The sequence below is a fragment of the Lacinutrix venerupis genome (genome assembly GCF_001971745.1).
Lineage (GTDB): Bacteria > Bacteroidota > Bacteroidia > Flavobacteriales > Flavobacteriaceae > Lacinutrix > Lacinutrix venerupis.
Window position 1 is genome coordinate 2240291 of sequence record NZ_CP019352.1, and the last position, 19265, is coordinate 2259555.

Genomic DNA, 19265 nt, shown 5'->3' on the forward strand with positions numbered 1-19265 from the left:
GATGAAGAAACTTATAATCTTATTAACAATTACATGTTGCTTTTTAAGCTGTAAATTTAAGGAAAAACCAGAATTTTTGCGTGTTGAAAATATAGCAGTTGCAGAGTCTAATAGCGAATTTATTGTTGTTACCGCAGACGCTTTTTTTAACAACCCAAACAATGTTGGCGGAAAACTGGAAACCGAAGGCATTATTATTACCGTAAATGGTATTGAAGCTGCCACTGTATCTTCTAAAGAATTTGATGTACCTGCAAAAAAAGATTTTTCAATTCCGTTATCAGCAAATATTCCTACTAGTAAAATTTTAAATCTTAATAACCTTAGTGGTTTATTAAGTAGCGTACTTAATAAAACAGTTAAAGTACAATACCAAGGTGAAATTAAATATAAAGTTTTTGGATTTTCCCATAAATACAATATCGATGAAATTGAAGATGTAAAAATTAAAATTTAATTTGAATACACACCAAACATATATGCACCGAGCAATACAAATTGCCAAAAACGGATTAGGAAAAACTCGTCCAAATCCTATGGTTGGTGCTGTAATAGTATATAATAACAAAATAATAAGTGAAGGTTTTACAAGTAAATACGGTGGTAACCATGCCGAAGTAAATGCAATAAATGCAGTTAAAGACAAATCTCTTTTACAACAAAGCACACTTTACGTAACGCTTGAACCTTGTTCTCATTATGGAAAAACACCTCCATGCAGCGATTTAATTATACATTATAAAATACCTAACGTAGTTATTGGATGTGTAGATGATAATCCTGAAGTTGCTGGAAAAGGAATAAAAAAATTAATAGATTCTGGATGCAAAGTTACTGTTGGCGTTTTAGAATCTAAATGTAAGGCGCACCATAAACGCTTTTTTACTTTCCACAACAAACAACGTCCTTATATTATATTAAAATGGGCAGAAACTAACAATGGATTTATAGCACCTGCAACAAAAAATGAACAAAAACCTATTTGGATTACTAATAAAACATCAAGACAATTAGTACATAAATGGCGTGCAGAAGAACAAGCCATTTTAGTAGGGACCAATACAGTAGTTAAAGATAACCCAAGTTTAACTGTTAGAGATTGGACTGGCGAAAACCCAATCCGTGTAGTTTTAGATAAAAACAATTTGCTTTCTAAAGCGTATAATATTTTTAATACTGAAGCTGAAACTTTAATTATTAAAGAGCAGTCTTTAAAAGAAACTTGCCAATATTTATATAAAAAAAATATTAATTCTATAATTATAGAAGGCGGAGCAAAAACACTTCAGTTGTTTATAGACAAAGAACTTTGGGATGAAGCAAGAGTATTTAAAGGAGCTATAGAATTTAAAGAAGGCGTTAAAGCTCCTGTTTTTTCTGGAAATTTAATTTCTGAACAAACAATTTTTAATGACGTGTTGAGAATTTACGAACGTAAACATTAATTTAAACGTTTAAAACACACAATTCTCTTACTTGTAAAACACACAAATAAAAGCATAACAATACTAAATGATAAAAACTATAATATTCGATTTCGGAGACGTATTTATTAATCTTGATAAAGAAGGAGCCATGTTAAATGCTTTAGAGTTATTTGAATTAGAAGAACTTTCTGAAGAATTAATAGCCATAAACACACTATACGAGCAAGGCTTAATTTCTACTGCTGAATTTATAGAGTTTTACACTCAAAACTTTCCTAAACTATCTAAAAAAGAGATTATTGAAGCTTGGAATTACATTTTATGCGACTTTCCTCCTAAACGATTAGATTTTATAAAACAATTAGCTAAAGAAAACAAGTATAATCTTATTCTACTTAGTAATACAAACGAACTTCATATTAATTGCATAAAAGAGAATGTTCCTTTTTATGAAGAATTTAAATCTGCTTTTAATGTTTTTTATTTATCACATGAAATAAATTTAAGAAAACCTAATACCAATATTTTTGAATTTGTATTAAAAGAAAACAATTTAAAAGCCGAAGACTGCCTTTTTATAGACGATACAATAGAGAATACTCAAGCTGCTGCTAAACTTGGTATTCATGTATGGAATAACAACCCAAAAACTGAAGATATAATCGATTTGTTTACCATAAAAAACAACTTATTTTGATATATCTAATTATTAGCATATTAGCCTCTACACTTGTTTTTGTTCTATTTAAATTACTTTCTAAATACAAAATAAACACACTTCAAACAATTATAGTTAATTATTTTGTTGCATTTACAATTGGTATTACAAGCGCTACAGAAACTATAACATTAACCTCAATAATTAATAAACAATGGTTTTATGGCGCAGTTTTTTTAGGCTTTTTATTTATTACAATATTTAATGTAGTGGCTTTAACAGCTCAAAAAAATGGGCTTTCGGTTGCTTCGGTTGCTAGTAAAATGAGTGTTGTTATACCAATTGTCTTTGGCATATATGCATACAACGAGAATTTAAGTCCTCAAAAACTATTAGGCATTTCGCTAGCATTAATTGCTGTTTATTTAACTTCTATTAAGGTAAAAACTAGCACAGTTAAACTAAAAAATGTATGGTTACCAGTAATTTTATTTATTGGTTCTGGAATTATAGATACAACTTTAAAATATATTGAAACAACCTATGTTTCTACAATAGAAACTCACTTGTTTTCGGCTATTATCTTTGCTATTTCTGGTTTAATAGGAATTACTATTCTTTCCGCGAAAGCGATAAAAGGTGCATTAAAAATAGATTTTCGTAGCATATATTCTGGATTAATTTTAGGCATTATAAATTATTACTCTATTTATATGCTTTTAAAAGCTTTACAAATAGACCAATTTGAAAGTTCTATAATTTTTACTCTTAACAATGTTGCTATTGTTATGATATCTACACTAGTTGGCCTCAGTTTTTTTAGAGAAAAGTTAAGTTTAAAAAACTGGTTTGGTATTGCATTAGCAATAGTATCTATTATATTAGTAACATTAGCATAATTATTATGGCGGATAATAAAAGTGATATATACAAAACAATTTTAAAACCTTCTAAAGAAGTACTTTTTAAAGACAAGAACTCTAAGTTTTTTTGTTATGCATTTCCTGTTAAAACTGAAGAAGACATTAAAAGCCACCTTGAAAACTTACAAGAGCAACATCAAAAAGCAGGACATTTTTGCTACGCCTACCAAATTGGAACCGAAAACATTGTTTACCGCGCAAACGACGATGGAGAACCAAACAATAGTGCTGGAATGCCTATATATGGCCAAATACAATCATTCGATGTAACTAATATACTAATAGTAGTTGTTCGTTATTTTGGTGGTGTAAAACTAGGTGTTGGAGGTTTAATAAACGCTTATAAAACGGGAGCTCAATTAGCTTTAGAAGCATCAAGTATTAAAGAACTTACAATAAACATTGAATTTGTTATAAGTTTTGAATACGAATTAATGAATAAAGTAATGCGTATTATTAAAGAAAAAAACTTAAATATTACCAACCAAAAACTAGAATTAGACTGCGAAGTAACTATTTCTGTTAGGAAAAAAGATGCCAAAGCTATTTACAATATTTTCGACTCTATATATAAAGTATCAATTAAAAAGGTCTAATATTAAAATTATTCACTTAAAGCTTTTAAAAAATATTCTGGAGGTCTTGTAGGTTTATTTGTCTTTAAATCAACAAATACTAAAACTACATTTGCTGTTGAAAGAATTTCACCCAAATCATTCAGTATTTCAAAATCAAATTCAACCTTAACAGAAGGCTTATTTTTAAGTGTTGTTTTAACAGTAATTACATCATCATATTTAATAGATTTCTTATATTTTACACTTAAAGACACAACCGGAAGACCAATACCACTTTCCTCCATTTTTTTATAAGAAATTCCTAATTTCCTTAACCATTCAATTCTTGCAATTTCTAGATATAATGCGTAATTTCCGTGATGAACAACACCCATTTGATCGGTTTCTGCATATCTAACTCTTATATCAATTTTATCAGTTTTCATTCTATAATTGTGATATTTTTTTTGTAGTTTCGTTTACGATATCAGTATGAGGAAAAAAAACTAAATATTCAATAGTAAATGATTTTTTTTTTAAGTTTTTTGTTCACATATTTGCCAAGCACAAAACAGACGGCCAATGTCCCAATATTTCGTCTGTAAATCAACTAACTTAAAAATATAAAAAATTAACATGAGTATAACTGCGCAATCGGTCTGGAATAACTGTCTTAATTTTATAAAGGACAATATCCAACCTCAAGCCTACAAAACTTGGTTCGAACCAATCGTTGCAGTAAAGCTTACAGATAATGCTTTAAGTGTACAAGTACCTAGTAAATTCTTTTACGAGTGGCTTGAAGAGCATTATGTTAAAATTTTAAAAGTAGCACTTACAAAAGAATTAGGAGAAACTGCCAAGCTTGTTTACATTATAAAAATGGAAAACACTTATGGTAACAAGCAACCTTTTACAGAGCGCATTCCAAGTTCTAATCGTTCTTCAGTAAAAGCTCAAGATGTAGATGTGCCTTTAAAAAATAAGGATAGAGAATTACGTAATCCATTTGTAATACCTGGAATTCGTAATGTAAAAATTGAATCTCAACTTAACCCAAATTATAATTTTGATAATTTTTTAGAAGGTGACTCTAACCGTTTAGCACGAAGTGCTGGTTTAGCTGTTTCGGCAAAACCAGGAGGAACATCTTTTAATCCATTATTAATTTTTGGAGGTGTTGGTTTAGGAAAAACACATTTAGCACACGCTATAGGTGTAGATATTAAAGATAAATATCCAGAAAAAACAGTTTTATATATTTCTGCTGAAAAATTTACACAACAATATATTGACTCTGTTAAGAAAAATAATAGAAATGATTTTATTCATTTTTACCAATTAATAGATGTTCTAATAATTGATGATGTACAATTTTTATCTGGAAAATCTGGAACACAAGATGTTTTCTTTCATATTTTTAACCATTTACACCAAAACGGAAAGCAAGTTATTTTAACAAGTGACAAAGCACCGGTAGATATGCAAGATATAGAGCAACGCTTATTATCTCGTTTTAAATGGGGATTAAGTGCAGAACTACAAACACCAGATTTTGAAACACGTGTTTCTATACTTAAAAACAAATTATATCGAGATGGTGTAGAAATGCCAGATGATATTATAGAGTACGTTGCTAAAAATATTAAATCTAATATTCGAGAATTAGAAGGTGCCATTATTTCTTTAATTGCACAATCATCTTTCAACAAAAAAGAGATTAATATAGAACTAGCTAAACAAGTAGTAGAAAAGTTTGTAAAAAATACTAAACGTGAGGTTTCTATAGATTATATACAAAAAGTTGTATCAGATTATTTTCAAATGGATGTTGATACGCTTCAGTCTAAAACAAGAAAGCGCCATATTGTTCAAGCTAGACAATTAGCTATGTTTTTTGCAAAGAAATTAACAAAAGCATCTTTAGCAAGTATTGGCTCTCAAATTGGAAAACGTGACCACGCTACCGTTTTACATGCTTGTAAAACAGTTGACAACTTATCTTCTACAGATAAGCAATTTAGAAAGTATGTTGAAGACTTGACAAAAAAGCTGTCGGTCTAAAAAAAAATCAGAATTATGATTAAAATTTTAATGGTTTGCCTCGGAAACATCTGTCGCTCACCACTGGCTCACGGTATATTAGATTCAAAATTAAATACAGAACATTTTAAAATAGATTCTGCAGGAACAAGTAATTACCACATAGGGAGTTTACCAGATAAACGCTCTATTGCTGTTGCTAAAAAAAACGGCTTAGATATTACTAACCAAAGAGGAAGACAGTTTAAGGTTGAAGATTTTGAAAACTTCGACTTTATTTACGCTATGGATAAATCTAACTTTTCCAACATTGTAAAAATGGCTAGAAACCCTAAAGATATTGCTAAAGTAAAGCTTATTTTAAACGAAAGTCATCCTAATAAAGATTTAGAAGTTCCAGACCCATATTATGGTGGCGATTCTGGTTTCGACGACGTATATAATATGTTAGACGAAGCATGTAATGTAATAGCTACTAGGTTAAAACAACAATAAATTAAATGAACGAATCTTACGGAAAACTTTATCTAATTCCTACAACCTTAGGAGACACAGATCCATTACAGGTTTTACCTATAACTGTAAAAAATACAATTGAACAAGTTGATATTTTTATTGTCGAAAATGAAAAAACCGCAAGACGAGACATTAAAAAAATATGTCCATCTAAAATACAATCTAGCTTAACATTATTTGCATTAAATAAATACACCCAAATAGAAGAACTCCCAACTTTTTTAGAACCATGTAAAAAAGGATTAAATATTGGATTACTATCTGAAGCTGGTTGTCCAGGTGTTGCAGATCCTGGTGCAGATATTGTAAAACTTGCACACGAAAATAATATACAAGTAGTGCCATTAGTTGGTCCATCGTCAATATTAATGGCAATGATGAGTTCTGGTATGAATGGTCAAAGTTTTGCTTTTAATGGCTATTTGCCAATAGATAAGCACGAAAGAAAGCAAGAAATAAAACGCTTAGAGCGTTTATCTTTCGAGCAAAATCAATCTCAATTATTTATTGAAACTCCATATAGAAATAATAAATTTCTTGAAGACTTGTGTAATACATTAAATGGTAACACAAATATCTGCGTGGCTTGCGATATTACTTTACCTTCAGAATTTATAAAAACAATGTCGGCAAACAGCTGGAAAAAAAATAACGTTGACCTCCATAAAAGACCAACGTTATTTATAATTCATAAAAGTTAAATAACTTATTAATTAAGCATTAACAGATACTTTAGCTTTTTTATTTGCTTTAATTTTTGATGTATCATAACCATGAAAACGTTTCATGTAATACTTAATAGAAGTTCCATAAGCATCTTCAAAACCATTAGAGCCATAGCTTCTTAGGTATTTTTTTACTCCACCTGGACCAGCAAGATGTGCTGCTGCTAAAATACCAGATTCTGTAACCTCAATTCCATTAATTTTTTTACCAACAAAACGTTTTATATCTTTTCTTAATACCCATTTGTTACGCTCTGCATTTGCTATAAATGCTTTTTCTTGCAATTCTGGAGTATTTAAAAAGAGTTGAGTATCATTAATACCTATAAGCTTTAAAGTACTTCTTCCAAATTGGTATTTACCTAAATAACCTAAAGTGTTAACTCTAAAATAATCGTTTTGAGATTCTTTAAAACCTAATTGCTCTTTAAAACCGTTGAACGATTTTCCTAATTTTGGAGAGAATTGATTTTTAAATGAAACATTGGCATTTTTATTTTGCTCAATTGAATTACTTAATGCTATATCTTCTGTGTTATTTTTAACCAGTATAGCATAATCTTTAGTATAAGATTTGTTTGAAAGCGATACTACAATTAAAATACATATTGTAAACGCTAATAAAACTAACTTTGCAATATTTTTTTTATTCATAACCATTTGATTTTTTAAAGCAGCTATTAAACAATAAGCGTGCCTAAAATTTCGAGTGCAAATGTACAACCTTTTTTTTAATACTGAAAATCAATCGTTTAAGTGCTTTAAAAGTAGATAGGATGGAGCTTTACGCTATTTTTATCGGTAAACTCCACAGTTGGAAATGGTATTTTTATAGTATTAAAAACGCTAAAAAACGTCTTTAATAGTTCAGAATTAGTTTTAATTTTTGTCAAATCGACATCTAAACTTATGTAAAATTGTCTCTTTCTATTTTGATTAATAAGATTATTATCTACTATAAGAGTTTTATCTCCAGACAACATACCTTCTCCTCCATAACCTATAGCTAGGTTTAACCATTTTGGTATTTTAGTATCTGGCAAAAAAGAATGAAGATTTGCAGATAACCAGTACGTTTGTCCATTATAATCTTTTAATGCTTCTTCTAAAAAGCCATTTCCAAGTTTATCTGGTCTTTGTGAAGCATACTTAGTTCTATGAAAAGAATATTTCATAACAATACGTTGCTCTTTCCATAAAAGTTCTTGACCAATATACAATCCAGTTCCGGCTGTATTTGCAGTAAAGTCTCCCCAACTAAATCCCCACTCACTAGAAAAACCATCTAAAATTTCTACAGCAGTAAGAAAAGAAAAGCCTAAAGTTGCACCATATAAAAGTTGATCTTTTTTTCTAACACCACTCCATTTTAATGTTTTTGCTCCAAAACTACCAAGTTGATAAGCAGAAAAAACGTGACCTAACTTATCCATTTGAAGCCACTCACTATTATCGTTTATTGTATGAAATTTTGAACGTTCGTAATCTGAATACCAAAGTTGATTTAAACCTAAAAGTGTTAAACCGCCAACAGTAGCTTCTGAAATTACTACTGCATTTCTTCGTTTTATATTTAAAGTATCACTAGGTTTAAAAAAACTATTTTGTTGTGCTATTAAGCTAAATAAGAAATTAAAGAAAAAAAGAAAGAGTAGAAAACGTTTCACTTTTATCTATTAACACCTTGTTTATTTATCCACGCTACATACTCACGTTTGTTTACGTTATGTTGTGATAAAGTTTTAGCAAATTTATGATAACCAAAGTTATTTACATTAGCTACAAAATAATAATAATCATGCTTTTCTGGATTTAGAACAGCATCTATTGCTGAAACATCTGGCATAAAAATTGGGCCTGGAGGTATATTTGCGTATTTGTAAGTATTATATTTAGAGTCTATTTCTAAATCTTTATAAAGTACTCTTTTTATAACTTGTTTAAAATCTCCCGATTGTTTTTTAACAGCATAAATTACTGTAGGATCTGCTTGTAAAGGCATTCCTTTTTTTATTCTATTTAAATATACTCCAGCAACTCTAGGACGCTCATCTACTTTTGCTGTTTCCTTGTGTACAATTGCCGCTATAGACATGACTTCGTTAGTAGATAAGTTAAGTGCTTTTCTTTTTTTGGTTCTAGATGGATTCCAAAATCTATGGTATTCTTTTAGCATTTTATCTCTAAAACTCTCTGCAGAAGTATTCCAGTAAACTTCGTAACTATTAGGTATGTACATTCCTAAAACAGTTTCGGTTGTAAATCCGTTTTTCTTTAAAAATTCAGGATGCGTCATTGCTTTTAATAAAGACAAACTATCTGCTTCTATTTGAAAAGCTATACGGCCAGCTAAATCTTCAATACGTTCTTGATTATTAAAGGCTATTTTAAGTGGTATATTATTACTTCTTATAGAATTAATAATATCATTATTACTCATATCTTTTTTTATAACAAAACGACCTGATTTAATATTAGTAGTATATTTTTTTTGCTCTGCAAGTGCATCAAAACCATCAATATCTTTTAACAAAGGTTCCAATTGCTCCCTAACTTCTGAATAAGTTGCATTGGTTGGAACAAAAATATAAGCTTCTTTATTATTAAATGCTGTATTAGGTTTTAACATTGCTCCGTAAATAAAATAAGCAAAATAAGCTGCTATTGCTAAGCCAATAATAGCAATGGCTGTGATAATTTTTTTAATGTACATTATTAATAAGTTGGTATAAATATTCGTTTTTATAGTGTCCGTTATGGAAATTCCAGTCCTTTTTTAATCCTACTTTTTCAAAACCTTCATTTTCAAAAAGTGCAATACTTGCCATGTTGTTTTCAGAAATATTACAATATAATTGATGCAAATCTAAGTGCATAAAACAGTATTTTACTAATAGAGAAAGTGCTTCTTTTCCATAACCTTTACCTCTATTATTAGCATTATGAATTAAAATTCCAATACCTGCGCGTTGGTTTTTTACATCAAAATCGAATACGTCTATTAAACCAATTTTTACATTATTATAATCTGAAATTAATAAACGTAATTGTTTTACTTCGTATATATCTTTGTGAGCATGTTCTAAATACTCTTTAATTAAAAATCTTGAATAAGGTGTTATAGTACTACTTAATTCCCAAATAGACTCGTCGTTTTCAATAGCATGAATAAATTCTAAATCTTCTGGCTCTAAAGCGCGTAAATATATATGTTCACCTTTTAATGTTACCATTCTATTTCGCCTTTAAAAACCAAAGTTGCAGGACCTTGAAGCCAAATGTTTTTATAACCTTTTTCAGTTTTTTCAAAAGATACTTTAAGCGTTCCTCCTTCTACATTTAAGGTTACTACTTCTGTATTAGTTTTTTCTAAGGTATGCATTGCTAAAGCAACTGCTGTTACTCCAGTTCCGCAAGATAAAGTTTCATCTTCTACACCTCTTTCGTAAGTTCTTACTGAAAAAGTTTCAGAATCTATTTGCTTAACAAAATTTACATTAGTGCCTACTTTATTATAAGGCGCACCATATCTAATTTTTGCTCCTTCATTTTTAACATTATATTCTTTTATATTTTCTACTAATGTTACATGATGTGGAGATCCTGTATTTAAAAACACATAATCTTTAAATACTTCTACATCGTCTACATCTTTCATTTTAAGTTTAACAAAACCATTATCTATTGTTGCTTCGTGTAAACCATCTATAGCATTAAACGTTGTTTTATTTTTAAAAATGTTTAGTTTATTAGCAAAAGCAACAATACATCTGCCTCCGTTTCCGCACATTGTACTTTCGTTTCCATCTGCATTAAAGTAAACCATTTTAAAATCTGCATCTTCATCATTCTCTAGCAATATTAAGCCATCCGCACCAATACCAAAGCGTCTATTACATAAATGCGCTATTAATTTGGTATTATTTTTGTTAAATAACTCCTTACGATTATCAATAAAAACGAAGTCATTTCCTGTACCTTGATATTTGAAAAAGGTGTGTGTCATTAAGTAAAATTTAGAGGAACAAATATAGTGTATTGAAAATTTATTTTTGATGTTAATCTCTCGTTAAAGTTGATTTTATTGAGCAATAAAAAAATTAATTTTATAGTTATACTAATAAATCTTAACTAAGATTCCTTACTAAAAGGAAATAAAAAAATTTTTATATGAAAAAAATAGCAACACTGGTTTTAGTTTCGGTATTAGGAGGTGCAATTACTCTTGGAACATATAAAACCTTTCTTGAAGAAGAACAAACAATTGCACAACAAGAAGAAAAAGTTCAACCTTTTTTTCAACCTGTAAATTATACTGCATCAAATAGTAATTTAGGAGCCATAGAAGGTATTAATTTTACAAATGCGGCAGAAAAAACGTTAGATGCTGTAGTGCATGTAAAAAATATTACTATAACAACCGCGCAGCCATCTATGCGAGATTTAATGTTAGGTCGTGTACCTCAGCGTAAACAATTAGGTACTGGTAGTGGTGTAATTATTTCTCCAGATGGTTATATTATTACTAATAACCATGTTATTGATTCTTCTGAAAAACTAAGCGTTACCTTAAACGATAACAGAACTTTAGAAGCTACTATTGTTGGTACAGATCCCAAAACAGATATTGCATTATTAAAGGTTGAAAGTGATGAAGCTTTACCTTATACAACTTTTGGTGATAGCGATACTGCTAAAATTGGAGAATGGGTATTAGCTGTTGGTAATCCTTTTAATTTAACATCTACGGTAACTGCAGGAATTATAAGTGCTAAATCTAGAGATTTATCTGGAGAAAGTAGTCAATCTTTTATACAAACAGATGCTGCCGTAAATCCTGGAAATTCTGGAGGAGCACTAGTAAATATTAATGGAGAACTTATTGGTATTAACACTGCTATTACGTCTCAAACAGGTTCTTATATAGGCTACTCTTTTGCTGTGCCAAGTAATATAGCAAAGAAAGTGGTACAAGATATAATGGAATTTGGTAACGTACAAAATGGTATTTTAGGTGTTCGTGGTGGCTCTTTAAATAGTAGTGCTGCCGAAAAACTTGGAGTTGGAGAAACAGAAGGTTTTTATGTAGATGATGTAGATGAAGATACTGGTGCAGATGCTGCAGGATTAAAAAGTGGAGATATTATTAAAAAGGTTGATAATATTGAAATTAGAAAATTTTCGGACTTAAGAGGTTATTTAGATACTAAAAGACCTAACGATAAAGTAACAGTATATTATTTACGTAATGGTGTACAACAACAAGCAGAAGTAACTTTATTAAAAAATAACACTTTAACAATACCTAATATTGGTATTATAAAAGATGCTAAGCCTAAAGACTTAAGAAAGTATAAGGTTAAAAAAGGCGTTAAAATAACAGCAATTTCTGGAGGATATGCACAATATTTATCTCAAGAAGGTATTCAAGCTGGAGATATTATAACTAAAGTAAACGGTGTTGAAGTTAACTCGGTTGAAGATGTAAAAGAGATTATAAAGAATAAAGATCCTTATCACCCATTAGCTATTGAGTTAATTAATTCTAATGGACAAAATTTAAAATACGCATTTAGATAAAATTTAAAATTATAAGATTTTTAAAAGCACTTTAGAAAATTCTAAAGTGCTTTTATTTTTTTATTTAAAATCCTTTACGAAAACGTTTGAATTCTATACTTTTGCAAAAAATTTCAGTAAAACTGAAATATAAAAAACAACTCACTAAATACTTAAACGAATGCCAGTTAAAGAAACCTATGAAAACGAACTAGCTTTTCAAGCCGACAGACGTCGTGCTACCGTAGAATTTATTAAAATTGTTAGCGACCTTTGGTACGACAAATCTATAGAGTTGGTTCTTTTTAGAAACCAATTAATAGATAGAAATGTAAGCCAAATTTTAAACCTTCATGAATATGCAGGTGAATTTGTGCAAAAACCAATTTCGGTTTTTGACTCTGTGGAAATTGCACAAGCTATTAAGACATTAGATATTCCGCCAGCAAAATTGGATATTGGTAAATTAACTTACGAGTATCATTTAGAAGAGCAAGAGCATTCAAATGCTATGGCATTTGTTTCTAGCAAATTAAAAAACGCTGATAAAACAGATGATATAACTCCTAAAGATGTTGTATTATATGGTTTTGGACGTATTGGGCGTTTAGTTGCCCGAGAATTAATGACTAGAACTGGTAAAGGTAGCCAATTGCGTTTACGTGCTATTGTTACACGTGGTAAAAACGATGCAACTGTATTAGAAAAAAGAGCTTCATTATTACGTAACGATTCTGTTCACGGTGAATTTTCTGGAACTGTTGCTGTAGATTTAGAAAATGAATCTTTAATTATTAATGGTACTACGGTTAGAATTATTTCAGCAAATCAACCAGAAGACATAGATTATACAAAATACGATATTAATAATGCTTTAATTATTGATAACACGGGTGTTTTTAGAGATAAAGAAGCCTTAACACGTTTAAAAAATTCTCCTGGTGCAGACAAGGTTTTACTTACTGCGCCTGGTAAAGGTATTCCAAATATTGTACACGGTGTAAACCATTTAGAAAATGACCCAGATAGTTTAGATATATTTTCTGCTGCTTCTTGTACTACTAACGCTATTACTCCTGTTTTAAAGGCTATTGAAGATACTTTTGGTGTAAAAAGCGGACACTTAGAAACAATACACGCTTATACTAACGACCAGAATTTAGTTGATAATTTTCATAAAAAATACAGACGTGGTCGTGCTGCAGCATTAAACATGGTTATTACAGAAACTGGTGCTGGTGCTGCTGTTTCTAAAGCATTACCAAGTTTTGAAGGGAAACTAACTTCTAATGCTATTCGAGTTCCTGTTCCTAACGGATCTTTGGCTATTTTAAATTTAGAATTAAAATCTAAAGCTAGTGTTGATAGTATGAATGCTACATTAAAAAAATATGCTTTAGAAGGTGATTTAGTAGAACAAATTAAATATGAAATGAGCGACGAGTTAGTTTCTAGCGATATCGTTGGTTGCTCTGCTCCTTCTATTTATGATAGTAAAGCTACTATTGTAAGGAAAGATGGAAAAAATGCAATACTTTATGTTTGGTATGATAACGAATATGGATACAGCCATCAAGTTATTCGTTTAGCTAAACATATTGCTAAAGTAAGACGTTTTACTTACTATTAATAGTAGTATTCTTTATAAAAAAAGCTCAGAATTGTATGTCAATTTTGAGCTTTTTTTATTGTTAAACCTTAATTAAATATGTTTTAAAATGGTCTCTATAAAAACGACCTCGTCGTAAGGTTTTACTATAATATCGCAAATTGTTGAGTTTTGTATACTTTCTTTCATTTCTTCAATTTCTACTGCAGTTAAAGCTATTACAGGCACATCTGGATTTATTAACCTAATCGCTTCTGTTGCTTCTAAGCCATTCATTTCTGGCATGTTAATATCCATTAAAATAAGTTCAACTGTATTATTTTTAACAAATTCTATTGCCTCAAGTCCTCCATTTGCAACCAATGGTTTTGCTTTATATTTTTCTAGAATTTTTTTAGTTACTATTCTATTTATTCTATTATCATCTACAACTAAAATTGTTTTATTTCTAATAGAAATTTTAGATTCTAATAAATTTTCCTTTATAACTTGGGACGTTTCGGTTGCTATATCGTAAGTTATTTTAAAACTAATTTCTGTTCCTTTCCCTTCTTCACTAATAAGGTTAATTTTAGATTTATGTATCTCTAAAAGTTTTTTAACAATAGGTAAACCTAAGCCTGTGCCTTGGTATCCTTTTGTTCTATTTTCTACTTGAGCAAATTCATTAAAAATTACTTCTTGTTTACTTTTTTCTATACCTATACCAGTATCTTTAATGTTAAAATTAATTGTTACATTATTATCTTTTATAGCTTCAACACCAACATTTACTGTTATTATACCATTCTCGGTGAATTTACAGGCATTTCCAATAATATTAATTAGTATCTGAGATAATTTTACATCATCGCCTATTAAAATATTAGGTATGTCTTCAGAAATTTTAATATTAAAGGTATTCATGTTTTGCACCTTTAAAAACTCAAAAGACTTCATAATACCAATTACAAGATCTTTTAGGTTAAAAGCTTTTTTATTTAACTTATTTTCTTGTTTAGAATCTAGTTTACTAATTTGTAAAACATCATTTATTAATGATAATAAGTAGTCTGCAGAAAATTTTAAAGACTTAACATCTTCTCTGTGTTTATCTAAAGTTTTATCATCCATTAAAATAGAAGATAAACCTATAATTCCATATAGTGGAGTTCTAAGTTCGTGACTTATATTTGAAAAAAACAAACTTTTTGCAATTGCTAATTCTTCGCTTTTTTCTTTAGCTTTTAAATATTTTATATTTCTTTCTTTTAAGTCTTTAAGTAGCTTTTTTCTTTTAAAATATGAATACAATATAGATAGCATTAAAAGCAATAATCCTACTGTTGCAAAAGATACCCACATTAATTTTGTTTCGTTTCTATTTGCTTCTTGCTCTATTATTTTATTTTTAAGCTCTTTTCTTTCTATATCTTGTTTGTATTGCTCTATATTAAATTTTGCAGTTACAGTTTCTATAGCTTTTATTTTATCTGTATTATATTTTTCTTCTTTATATAAATCTACCTTTTGTTGTAGTTTATACGCAGTTTCAAAATCGCCTAATTTAGCACTTGCAAGAGCATGAAAGCTTGAACTTTTAATTAAACACTCTGTATAATTTATTTTATTAGAAATTTCAATTGCTTTACTTAAGTGCACAATGGCTTCTTTTGGATTATTTTTAAGATATTTTAATCTTCCTAATATTAATTCGTATCCAGCGTGATAAGGTTTAGCTCTAAGTGCATCTATGTATTTTCCTGTTTCATTAACATAAAACTCTGACTTATTACTGTTTTTTTTATCTAAATAAATTTCGGAAATATTATAGTTTAATATGAATAAACGTATTGTGTCTTTAGATTGTTTTGCATGTGGCAAAACAGACTTAAAAGATGTTAGAGCTTTATCAATTTTACCTTGATAAAAATAAATATTTCCTAAATCGATACTTGCTCCTAAAAAATTTGCTGAGTCTTTTCTAACTTCTGCTTGTTCTAATTGGTCTTTAATAATTTTAACGGCTGCAATAGTATCATTTAATTGCAAAAAAGTATTACCTAAAATACTAGAAACTGTATAAACTGCTGTATTATAATTTATAGGTTTTGCTTTTTCTATAATTGCTTTCCCGTCATCTATAGTCTTAACATAATCTTTAGCATAAAAACTATCACGCAAATCTCTAATTAACGAATCTATATCTTTTTGCTTTTGAAGATTATTATTTTCCTCAACTTTTTCTTGTTGAGATTTGCTATTAGATTGTGCGTTAATTACAGAACAATGAAGAAATAATGCTAGTATAATTAAAACAGTTTTATTCAAGGTTTTTTTTAATATAAGTAGGTTATCACTACAATATTAATAAGATAATTTGTAACTAACTAAAATTTAAGCAAGTAAAACATACAATTAATAGAAACTTAAATATTAATTAATTTAAATTGGACTCTTTTCGCTTAAATATTTCCAATACCGTTTAGGTACATGTTGTATATGTAACTTCATATTTTTACGAGATTTAATATTTGTGCTTTTAAAATAGTCTTTCCAAAGTTGTTGAAATTCTAGTTCTGAATCTGTAAAATAGGACGCATTTGTTTTTGTGGGATCAAAACTGTTATTAAAGGACAGTTGTATTGTTTCTAATTTTTCTAAATTATAAAATATACCATAATTACGTTTTAAATCGTAAATCATCCATTTTTGGTCTGCATATCTATTTTTAAAATGTTTGGTGATTAATGGTAATACATTAAAATCTGGCTCAATATTAGCAAAGTAAATATTATCTTTTGTAAGCTTAAACCTTACAAAGGCTTCCATTCTATGTTTTTCTCTACTTACATTTTTAGATAGTTTTGAAATTTCTAATATGTATGGGTTAGAGAAATTAGAAGCTACATTATCTTTACTTTTAAACACATACTTTATTGCCATAAACAATGTGTTTTCTACTGTAGCATTTTCACTTAAAAAAGCATAATACATTCTGCTTAATTCTATTGGTTTTATTTTCTTTTGTAAACCTAACCAAACACGATCTGCTTTTTCTTTATCTGTAATTATAGTTTCTTTCTCTTCAAAAAATGATTCCTGAAAAAATTGAGATTTAACTATATTTACTTTCTCCAATTTTAAATCGAAGCTTACAAAAATACTGGTTAAAAAACCATCAAAAGAGCCATCGTAAATTAATGTTGTATACATTTTAGCCAAACAAGTTTAATTGGTTTGATAAGGTTTTTGTATACTTACTTTTAGAGTTTTGTAATATTAAACCTTTTATTTTTTGGGCCGTTAAATCTCGTCTTTCGTACTCGTTAGAAGCACAAATAATAAAATATTTAGCTCTATTTAAGGCCACACCAATTGCTTTTAAATGTTCCCAATTTAACTTACCGTAACGCCTAGCATTTATTATTTTATAAACAGATTTCATGCCTAATCCTGGAATTCTGGCAAGCATTCGTTTTTCTGCTTTATTTACATCTATAGGAAATTCGTGAAGATTACGTAATGCCCAACCTAGTTTTGGGTCTATATCTAAATCTAAACTTTTATGGTCGTTATTTAATATCTCTTCTATATTAAAACCATAGAATCTCAATAACCAATCGGTTTGATACAGTCTATTCTCTCTAAGCATTGGCACTGGTGTTCCTATTTGTGGCAATCGATTATCATAACTTATTGGTACATAGCCAGAATAATAAACACGTTTAAGATTGAAGTTTTTATAAAAATAATTAGAGGTGTACATTATCTCCATATCATTTTCACCACTTGCACCAACAATCATTTGTGTACTTTGTCCTGCTGGTGCATATTTTGGAGTACTTTTTATTATTTTCTTTTCAGATTTATATTGAATTATTTCATTTTTCACCTTTTTCATTGGTTTTAAAAAATCTGCTCTATTTTTATCTGGAGCTAATAGTTTTAAACCTTTTTCTGTAGGAATTTCAATATTTACACTTAATCTATCTGCATATAAACCCGCTTCACGCATAAGCTCATCACTAGCACCTGGTATAGATTTTAAATGTATGTAGCCATTAAAATTTTCTTCTAATCTTAATTTTTTAGCAACTGCAACTAAACGCTCCATAGTATAATCGGCATTTTTAAATATACCCGAGCTTAAAAATAAGCCTTCAATGTAATTACGCCTATAAAAATTTATAGTTAAATCTACTACTTCCTGAACCTTGAACGCTGCACGTTTTATATCGTTACTTTTTCTGGTAACACAATATGCACAATCAAAAATACAATGGTTGGTTAATAATATTTTTAAGAGTGAAACACATCTTCCATCTTCGGTATATGTATGGCAAATTCCAGATGCAGACGCATCACCTAAACCTTTGTTTTTGTTAGTTCTATTGCTTCCGCTAGAAGAGCAAGACACATCGTATTTAGCGGCATCTGCAAGGATATTAAGTTTTTCTTGTACACGTTCAAAAGACATAAATAATTTTGATTTTTAACCTTTTAAAATTAATAAGTAGCGACTTAAAATTTTAATGATTTTGAAATTATTATTAACACATTTGAAACCGATTTTATTTAAATTTAGTAAGAATGTTAAAATTACTTCCATATTAAGTTAAATCATTTTTTAATTGGATTATAAATTATAATTTAAAGGAAAGACAAAATTTTACAAACCATATTAATTTTAATGACAAATAACACATACCCAAAATCCACGATTCCTGAATCTATTAAAAATGAAGTTATAATTGCTATGGATTATTATCCAGAGTTACAAAATACTCCTATAAATTTTGAATTTAAAAAGAATATAAAGAAGTCTACCATGCAAGCACAACCTTCTTTTGCTAGTTTTTTTAAATCTAAAGGTCACCGTTCTTACAATATTTACATTAGTGAAACAGTAAAAATTTCTGGAGAAACCTATTTTACCAAAAACATGCCTAAAGATGTTTTAATTGGTTGGATTGGTCATGAATTAGGACACATAATGGATTATAGAAATAGAAGTAATTTAAATTTGATTTGGTTTGGTATAAAATATTTATTATCCGATAAACACATAGTTGAAGCCGAACGCTCTGCCGATACTTTTGCCATAAAATCTGGTATGGAAAAGTACATTTTAAAAACAAAGGACTTTATTTTAAATCAAGCTAATATTGATGAAAAATATATTGCCCGAATTAAAAAATATTATTTATCTCCAGAAGAGATTATGGAAATAATTAACCAAAGAGATTTAGAACTTTCTAAGTCTTAA

At 28.9% G+C, this 19265-nt stretch carries 20 protein-coding genes; 11 read left to right on the forward strand and 9 right to left on the reverse strand.

Translation table 11 applies throughout. The annotated features are described in order from the left end of the window. The first annotated feature begins 1 nt into the window (after position 1). The 5 genes from BWR22_RS10150 (at position 2) to BWR22_RS10170 (ending at position 3604) form a co-directional block, all read left to right on the forward strand. Positions 2-457, forward strand: a complete 456-nt coding sequence (locus BWR22_RS10150) for a hypothetical protein (RefSeq protein ID WP_076733564.1) — start codon at positions 2-4, stop codon at positions 455-457. Between the two features lie 22 nt (positions 458-479). After that, positions 480-1445: a bifunctional diaminohydroxyphosphoribosylaminopyrimidine deaminase/5-amino-6-(5-phosphoribosylamino)uracil reductase RibD gene (gene ribD, locus BWR22_RS10155; RefSeq protein WP_076733565.1), complete on the forward strand. Its 966-nt coding sequence runs from the start codon at positions 480-482 to the stop codon at positions 1443-1445. 67 nt (positions 1446-1512) lie between these two features. Continuing rightward, the gene (locus BWR22_RS10160; protein WP_076733566.1) at positions 1513-2124 is read left to right on the forward strand and encodes an HAD family hydrolase; all 612 of its coding nucleotides are present in this window, start codon (positions 1513-1515) and stop codon (positions 2122-2124) included. After that, on the forward strand, positions 2121-2984 hold the full coding sequence (locus BWR22_RS10165) for an EamA family transporter (protein ID WP_076733567.1): 864 nt from the start codon (positions 2121-2123) through the stop codon (positions 2982-2984). The genes BWR22_RS10160 and BWR22_RS10165 overlap by 4 nt, the downstream gene beginning before the upstream one ends. Positions 2985-2989: 5 nt before the next feature. Next, the gene (locus BWR22_RS10170; RefSeq protein ID WP_076733568.1) at positions 2990-3604 is read left to right on the forward strand and encodes an IMPACT family protein; all 615 of its coding nucleotides are present in this window, start codon (positions 2990-2992) and stop codon (positions 3602-3604) included. A gap of 8 nt (positions 3605-3612) precedes the next feature. On the opposite strand, the gene BWR22_RS10175 is transcribed toward BWR22_RS10170, so the two are convergent. Further along, positions 3613-4011 carry an acyl-CoA thioesterase gene (locus tag BWR22_RS10175; protein WP_076733569.1) on the reverse strand — a complete coding sequence of 133 codons (399 nt, stop codon included), beginning with the start codon at positions 4009-4011 and terminating at the stop codon, positions 3613-3615. A gap of 190 nt (positions 4012-4201) precedes the next feature. Here BWR22_RS10175 and dnaA point away from each other — a divergent pair, with 190 nt between their 5' ends. From dnaA to BWR22_RS10190, 3 genes are read left to right on the forward strand one after another with little or no spacing between them, the layout of a single operon-like run. Beyond that, complete coding sequence (gene dnaA / locus BWR22_RS10180; protein WP_076733570.1) at positions 4202-5629, forward strand: chromosomal replication initiator protein DnaA; 1428 nt, start codon at positions 4202-4204, stop codon at positions 5627-5629. A gap of 15 nt (positions 5630-5644) precedes the next feature. After that, positions 5645-6103, forward strand: coding sequence for a low molecular weight protein-tyrosine-phosphatase (locus tag BWR22_RS10185; protein ID WP_076733571.1), 459 nt, complete (start codon positions 5645-5647; stop codon positions 6101-6103). Between the two features lie 5 nt (positions 6104-6108). After that, entirely contained in the window at positions 6109-6825 is a 717-nt protein-coding gene (locus tag BWR22_RS10190) for an SAM-dependent methyltransferase (protein ID WP_076733572.1), read from the forward strand. A gap of 12 nt (positions 6826-6837) precedes the next feature. Here the strand turns inward: BWR22_RS10190 and BWR22_RS10195 are convergent, their stop codons facing one another. The 5 genes from BWR22_RS10195 to dapF all read right to left on the reverse strand — a co-directional run bounded on the left by BWR22_RS10195 (position 6838) and on the right by dapF (position 10855). Continuing rightward, on the reverse strand, positions 6838-7503 hold the full coding sequence (locus tag BWR22_RS10195) for a peptidoglycan-binding protein LysM (RefSeq protein WP_076734411.1): 666 nt from the start codon (positions 7501-7503) through the stop codon (positions 6838-6840). A 107-nt stretch (positions 7504-7610) separates the two neighbouring features. Then, complete coding sequence (locus BWR22_RS10200; protein WP_076733573.1) at positions 7611-8516, reverse strand: DUF2279 domain-containing protein; 906 nt, start codon at positions 8514-8516, stop codon at positions 7611-7613. A gap of 2 nt (positions 8517-8518) precedes the next feature. Then, on the reverse strand, positions 8519-9562 hold the full coding sequence (mltG, locus tag BWR22_RS10205; protein WP_076733574.1) for an endolytic transglycosylase MltG: 1044 nt from the start codon (positions 9560-9562) through the stop codon (positions 8519-8521). After that, the gene (locus tag BWR22_RS10210) at positions 9552-10082 is read right to left on the reverse strand and encodes a GNAT family N-acetyltransferase (protein WP_076733575.1); all 531 of its coding nucleotides are present in this window, start codon (positions 10080-10082) and stop codon (positions 9552-9554) included. The genes mltG and BWR22_RS10210 overlap by 11 nt, the downstream gene beginning before the upstream one ends. Further along, positions 10076-10855, reverse strand: a complete 780-nt coding sequence (gene dapF / locus BWR22_RS10215; RefSeq protein ID WP_076733576.1) for a diaminopimelate epimerase — start codon at positions 10853-10855, stop codon at positions 10076-10078. The genes BWR22_RS10210 and dapF overlap by 7 nt, the downstream gene beginning before the upstream one ends. Before the next feature lie 164 nt (positions 10856-11019). On the opposite strand from dapF, the gene BWR22_RS10220 reads away from it, so the two are divergent. Next, entirely contained in the window at positions 11020-12429 is a 1410-nt protein-coding gene (locus tag BWR22_RS10220) for a trypsin-like peptidase domain-containing protein (protein WP_076733577.1), read from the forward strand. A gap of 160 nt (positions 12430-12589) precedes the next feature. Then, a complete protein-coding gene (locus BWR22_RS10225) occupies positions 12590-14038 on the forward strand; it encodes a glyceraldehyde-3-phosphate dehydrogenase (protein WP_076733578.1) in 1449 nt (482 codons plus the stop codon). Positions 14039-14110: 72 nt separating this feature from the next. Here the strand turns inward: BWR22_RS10225 and BWR22_RS10230 are convergent, their stop codons facing one another. The 3 genes from BWR22_RS10230 to BWR22_RS10240 all read right to left on the reverse strand — a co-directional run bounded on the left by BWR22_RS10230 (position 14111) and on the right by BWR22_RS10240 (position 18476). Further along, a complete protein-coding gene (locus BWR22_RS10230; protein ID WP_076733579.1) occupies positions 14111-16327 on the reverse strand; it encodes an ATP-binding response regulator in 2217 nt (738 codons plus the stop codon). 114 nt (positions 16328-16441) lie between these two features. Continuing rightward, positions 16442-17212, reverse strand: a complete 771-nt coding sequence (locus tag BWR22_RS10235; RefSeq protein ID WP_076733580.1) for a TIGR03915 family putative DNA repair protein — start codon at positions 17210-17212, stop codon at positions 16442-16444. A gap of 1 nt (position 17213) precedes the next feature. After that, positions 17214-18476, reverse strand: coding sequence for a putative DNA modification/repair radical SAM protein (locus BWR22_RS10240; RefSeq protein ID WP_076733581.1), 1263 nt, complete (start codon positions 18474-18476; stop codon positions 17214-17216). A gap of 213 nt (positions 18477-18689) precedes the next feature. Between BWR22_RS10240 and BWR22_RS10245 the strand changes: the two genes are divergently transcribed. Beyond that, complete coding sequence (locus BWR22_RS10245) at positions 18690-19265, forward strand: hypothetical protein (RefSeq protein ID WP_076733582.1); 576 nt, start codon at positions 18690-18692, stop codon at positions 19263-19265.